The organism is Tateyamaria pelophila (assembly GCF_019966495.1).
In the GTDB taxonomy this organism is placed as follows: Bacteria; Pseudomonadota; Alphaproteobacteria; order Rhodobacterales; family Rhodobacteraceae; genus Tateyamaria; species Tateyamaria pelophila.
Genome location: NZ_JAIMIA010000194.1, coordinates 1 through 5,588 on the forward strand (window position 1 = coordinate 1; position 5,588 = coordinate 5,588).

5 protein-coding genes are annotated in these 5,588 nt (G+C 56.3%); all 5 read left to right on the top strand.

Annotated features, from left to right (window positions below; translation table 11 throughout):
- Positions 1 to 141 precede the first annotated feature (141 nt).
- Positions 142 to 537: a rhodanese-like domain-containing protein gene (locus LC354_RS26025; RefSeq protein ID WP_223428872.1), complete on the top strand. Its 396-nt coding sequence runs from the start codon at positions 142 to 144 to the stop codon at positions 535 to 537.
- 208 nt (positions 538 to 745) lie between these two features.
- Positions 746 to 1,966 carry a mechanosensitive ion channel family protein gene (locus LC354_RS26030; protein WP_223428873.1) on the top strand — a complete coding sequence of 407 codons (1,221 nt, stop codon included), beginning with the start codon at positions 746 to 748 and terminating at the stop codon, positions 1,964 to 1,966.
- A gap of 80 nt (positions 1,967 to 2,046) precedes the next feature.
- Positions 2,047 to 3,681, top strand: a complete 1,635-nt coding sequence (locus LC354_RS26035) for a Mu transposase C-terminal domain-containing protein (RefSeq protein ID WP_223428874.1) — start codon at positions 2,047 to 2,049, stop codon at positions 3,679 to 3,681.
- A 1-nt stretch (position 3,682) separates the two neighbouring features.
- Positions 3,683 to 4,564, top strand: coding sequence for a TniB family NTP-binding protein (locus LC354_RS26040; RefSeq protein ID WP_223428875.1), 882 nt, complete (start codon positions 3,683 to 3,685; stop codon positions 4,562 to 4,564).
- Positions 4,501 to 5,352, top strand: coding sequence for a TniQ family protein (locus LC354_RS26045; RefSeq protein ID WP_223428876.1), 852 nt, complete (start codon positions 4,501 to 4,503; stop codon positions 5,350 to 5,352). Before LC354_RS26040 ends, LC354_RS26045 begins: the two co-directional genes overlap by 64 nt.
- The last annotated feature ends 236 nt before the right edge of the window (positions 5,353 to 5,588 follow it).

Below are 5,588 nucleotides of genomic sequence, written 5' to 3' on the forward strand. Positions count from 1 at the left end.
AACGCATGATCTTCTCTCCTGAATTTTGAAACCATACCGCCACAGCGGGTTTCAAAATTCAGGAGAGAAGATCAGAGAAAGATTCGCTGAAGCGGACCGGCTAGAAGCCGGTGGCTTCGATCCATTAGGTGGAAAGTTAATTTGATTGGTCATCCAACGTCGATTGACGCTAATGTTCCTATTGCTTTTTTCACCTACGAATTTGACGCTAAAAGGGGCGGGTATAATATCGTTCCGAACAAAGACTTTATCTCGCAGGCGGAACGTATCATTTCGCGCGAAGGTATCGGCAAAGATGGAACGATTTTTGTCATGTGTCGATCCGGGGGCCGGTCAGCCATGGCCGCCAAGGCGCTGGTCAAGGCAGGCTATACAAATGTCTGGAACCTGGTGGAAGGGTTCGAAGGCGACAAAGATGACCAAGGGGTTCGCTCGTTGAATGGTTGGCGAAATGCAGGCCTGCCCTGGAGCTATAAACTCAAACCGGAACAGGCTTGGATATCGACCCATACAGGAACAAGCTTGGATATCGATTGAATTATCCACCACAGATCACTGCGCGGGTGCGTATCGCGGATGCTCCAGAATGCGCAAGCAACGGAAATGACCGCTTATTCTGACAGCGAACGTTAGGCAAATTCGGCCGACTGTCCGAGTTGCGGGCCAAGCCCAATTCGCTATGGTTTTACGCCCGACAGCTGTGCGAAGGGCACTGGCAATATCCGTGCGGCCAAAGGAAGAAGACATGGCGTTTTTCAGATTTCTGCTTGTGGCTTCAGTCTCGCTATTTTGTGCGTCTCAGGTCGTAGCACAGGTGGCGAACCAGGGAATCGTAGCCAGCGAGTCAGATCCGACGCTTGAGGGGATCGAAACCGCCGAGATTACGCCGGTCCGCACGGAAAGCCCGCGCAGTACTTTGCAGTCACTATACAACTTGCGCGACGACCTCGAAACCTCGTTGGGCGCATACTGGCAGCAACAGAACACAACGAACGCAGTTCGGATTGCGTTTGTGATCGACCAGATCAGGGCGCTGATCGATCTGTCCCAAGTGCCTTTGGTCACTCGCCGGGAGATCGGGACGGAAACGGCGTTTTCCCTTTTGGATATCCTTGGGCGGGTCAAAGCCATCGACGCTGCGGCCCTTCCCGGGCCTGACGACCTTGATGATCAACCCACCAACGGATTTCGTCTGCCCGGCACACCCTTGCGCCTCGTTGAAATAACGGAAGGTGACCGTGCCGGAGAGTACCTGTTTTCTTCGGAAACGGTCAGCAGCGCGGCCCGGTTTTCTGCAGGCTTGAGAACGCTTCCGCTTCGGTCATCTCTTCCTATAATATCCTGGGGCGATATGAACCGTCAGCTTACCGGTCCATGGATACCGAACGCCCGAATTGCGAAACTGCCAGGTTTTTTGAGGCACTCGGTTTTCGACACCCCAATCTGGAAGATCTTTTTTGTTATCTTGTTTTCAGGCGCAACAGCCGTTGTCCTGCGCATTTGGCACCGATTACTGGTCGTGACGCTTACAAGCGACCCGGTCAACGTTGTCCGTCTCAGAATACTGAGCCCGATTGCCATCATGGTTGCAATGCTCTGGCTTGGGTACGTGTTTTCGTTTCAGGTAAACACCACTGGACGCTTCTTCGATCTGATTCAAGACTGCCTTGTTGTGGTGTTTTTCTTCGCCGCCACATGGGCTTTCTGGGCCATATCCAGAGCGTTCTTCGAAACCGTCATAGTGGACCCCAGGCGCACCAATCGAAGTCTCGATGACAGCTTTATCCGGTTGGTGGGGCAGATCATCGGCTTTATCGGCGGCGTCCTGATCCTGGGGTACGGGGCTCATGAATTGGGCGTGCCCGTTCTCAGCATGATTGCAGGTTTCGGGATCGGCGGCTGTCGCGTAGCCTTTAATTGTGAGATAGGAAATTCAACGAAATCAACGGTCACCCTTTGCCCTTAAATATGAGATTTTGTCTTTAATTCCGATACTTTTACCCTTAAACCTGAGACAGGGTTCGCAGCTTCGTGTGGCAAATATTGATGGATGATGATCGCGAAGACTCCGTTGCCGCTGGTGCTGAGGAGGCGCGCAGGGCGGCCGTTCTGCGTCCGCTTGTTCAGGCATACCTCAAAGGAACTGGCAGTCTGGAAAGTGGCATCAATGACGCCGTTTGGGAGCTTGGTGTCAGCAGGGCGACTATCTGGCGCTGGATAAAGCGTCTGGCCGAAGAGGGTGGGCGGTCCAGCGCGCTGGCTTCTCGGAAACGGGGCCGCCCGACTGGTACAACCTTGATATCCGGCAAGGTGGAAGCGGTGATCGAAGAACATCTTCGCCGTTATTTCTTGCGGCGGGAACGCCCAAGCCTGTCGCGCATCGTGACAGAAATCCGAAGCGCGTGCTGGCAGCAGGGCTTGCAACCGCCGACACGTCGGACGGTTCAGCGCAGGCTGGATGCAATGGATGCCCGCGAAATTGCCAAGGCACGCGAAGGCGCAAAGGCGGCCCGCCAGAAATTTGCGCCGGTCGTAGGCGACAACAAGGCAAACCGCCCACTGGAGGTCGTGCAAATCGACCATACGCCTGCGGACATCATTCTCGTCGACAGTTTTGAACGCCAACCAATTGGGCGGCCTTGGGTCACGCTGGCGATCGACGTCGCAACGCGGATGGTTACCGGATATTACACCTCTCTCGAGGCTCCTTCGCGTCTGTCGGTGGCGCTTTGCCTGACACAGGCTGTGGCCCCAAAGGCGGAACTTCTGGCGGAATTGGTGTGCAATGTTCCTTGGCCCGCGCAGGGTAAACCACATAGCATCCACGTCGATAACGGGCGCGATTTCCGGTCTCATGCCTTTCGGTCGGCATGTGCGGAATGGGGGATCGATCTGGTCTATCGGCCGCCTGGCAGTCCTCATTTCGGAGGGCACATCGAACGATTGATCGGCACGATGATGGGGGCCGTGCACCTGTTGCCTGGAACAACGCAATCCTCGGTCGTGGCCAAGGGCGACTACGATGCCGAAGGCATGGCCGCGATGACTTTAGGCGAATTTGATCGCTGGTTTGCCCTGGAAATCTGCCGCTACAACAACAGCATTCATTCAAGTCTTGGCTGTACGCCCGTCGCCAAATGGGAGGTGCTCTCAGAGCAAATGATGGGCGACATCCCCTTCGAGATGGAAGCCTTTCGGGTAAGCTTCTTGCCGAGCGAACTGCGCAAGGTCAGGCGTGACGGCATCCATCTGTTCCAGATACGGTACTGGTCGGATGCGCTTGCAGGCCACATTGGGCGCGGGGATGGGAAGGTGGTCGTTCGCTACGACCCTCGCGATATCTCAATGATCTGGGTCGAATTGGACGATGGCCGATATGTTGAGGCGCGTTACAGAAACTTGGAAATTCCGCCCGTGCCGCTCTGGGAATTTCGCGAAGCCATGAGGAAGGCCCGTGCCCTTGGCAAATCCGGGTCCAATGAGCTGGTCCTGTCTGAGCTGATCCGACAGCAACGCCAGATTGAGTTTGAAAGCCGGGGCCTGACGAAGGCCGAACGCCGATTCCGTGAAAGAAAAGGGACATTGGAGGGCACCAACTCGGCTGTCTCGAAAACCGAAGGGCTGCGCGCGATCGACACGGGTGATACATCGCGCCCATTGTTCAAAGTGGAGAGATGGTGAATTGAGGGCAGGGACAACAGAGGAAGACGGTCGGATCGCCCTCATTCAATCGGATATCTGGATTGGCTTTCCGCGGGCCGAACAAGTTCTGGACCGTTTGCAGGGTATGATCGAAGCGCCAAGGCAATCCCGTATGCCTGGCCTTCTTGTGCATGGCGCGTCCGGGATCGGCAAGACGATGATCGCCCGCAACCTGTCGCGCAGATATGCACCGGAACATGACCCAGCATCGGGAATTACGCGAACGCCGCTCTTGCTGTTGCAAGCGCCGCCCGCACCTGACGAACGGCGGTTCTACCTGCACATCTTGGCCGCCGTCGGCGCGCCCGCGACGGCACTGAGCGCCCGCGCTCAAAATGTAGCCTCCCTCGAAGTCCGTGTCGTCGCGCTTTTGCGCGATCTTGGCCTGCGGATGATCATGATCGACGAGGTCCACAACCTCTTGGCCGGGACCCACCGCGAACAGCGCCGCTTTCTCAATGTTCTGCGGTATCTCAGCAATGAACTCGAAGTGTCGCTGGTCTGCCTCGGGGTCAGCGAGGCCGTCGATGCCATCCGTGGGGATATCCAGCTTGCCAGGCGGCTGGACGAACATCACCTGCCAAACTGGCGCGACGACGCCGATTTCTCAGACATGATCCAGACACTCATCGCGGCAATGCCCCTCGAGAAGAAATCCAATCTGAAGGTCAAGTCACTAAAGCAGATACTTGCGCTGACCGGCGGGGTGACCTCGCGCATCTTCGCCCTGATCAAGGATCTTTCCATCGACGCCATTGTCACAGGTGATGAATGCATCACCGATGACGCAATCGCAAAATGGACGCCGGTTTGGTCGCGCCATGCGAACGCCAATCGGCGGCTCGAGAAGTCCGGGGTGTGAAGCCGCACCCGCTGCCAAAAACTGTCGCGCCGCTGCCAGACGAGTTGTTGTCAGGTTGGTTATCTCGGCTGGCGGCGGCCAACTACTGCGATGACGCGGAATTGTTGGCTCATATCAAAATCGATACCGCGCATGGCACCGCCTTGAACTTCAGCGTCGACGCGGCTGCGGCGGCGAAGATTGCCAACGCCGCACGGGTTGATCCAGATGTTGTGCGATCTTTGACCTTTCCAGCAATGACGACACTGGAAGCCTCGCTGACGGCCCAGATGCCATTCCAGCATTGCCTGCAATGCTCCAGAGAGGGCCTTTCGCTCAAGCATTGGAGGCGAGCTTGGGCATTCGACTGCCAGGTTTGCGGGACGAGACTTGTGCCGACGCTCGGCAAGCTCAGTGGCGAACAGATGCCCAAAAAGCTGATAAATCGTGCGCGCAACGGCGCCGCGCGGCTTGAATATGCCGCGCGATTACGTAGCCCCAAGCAACTTCGGCGCGCAATGCGCGCGGTCACCTTTGCCGTATCATTAAAGGCCTTCCGCGGAGATCCGTTATACGCTCTTCAGGGCCACAGGCCGGAAGTAAGGCTGTTTGGCCTTGCTGCAATTGATGCAGCCCAATCCCGTCCACTGGTCAAAGCGGCCATCTCAAGCTCCTGCATCGACGACTATGCAAGGGTTGCTCTATTGCGGGCCTTCGATAAGGAGCCACGTCTGCTTGCCGCGGTCGATCACATCGCCCGGCAGCGCGCGAAAAGCATAGGCGCGATGGCAGTCGAATTTCATAATTAAGGGCAAAAAATATCTCCGAACGCGTCGTGTTTCAGATTTAAGGGCAACGCGACAGCTCTCGACATGACCGCCTGACAACACAACCTATGACTAGCTGCACGCCGTAGCAAACAACTTGATGGGGTGGACGGTTCCACCCACCGGCATCGCAATGTGCCAAAGTGCTGGTGTTTGAACCAGCTCTGAAAGGAACCGCCCAGATGGAAATTACAACGATAGGAATCGACATTGCAAAG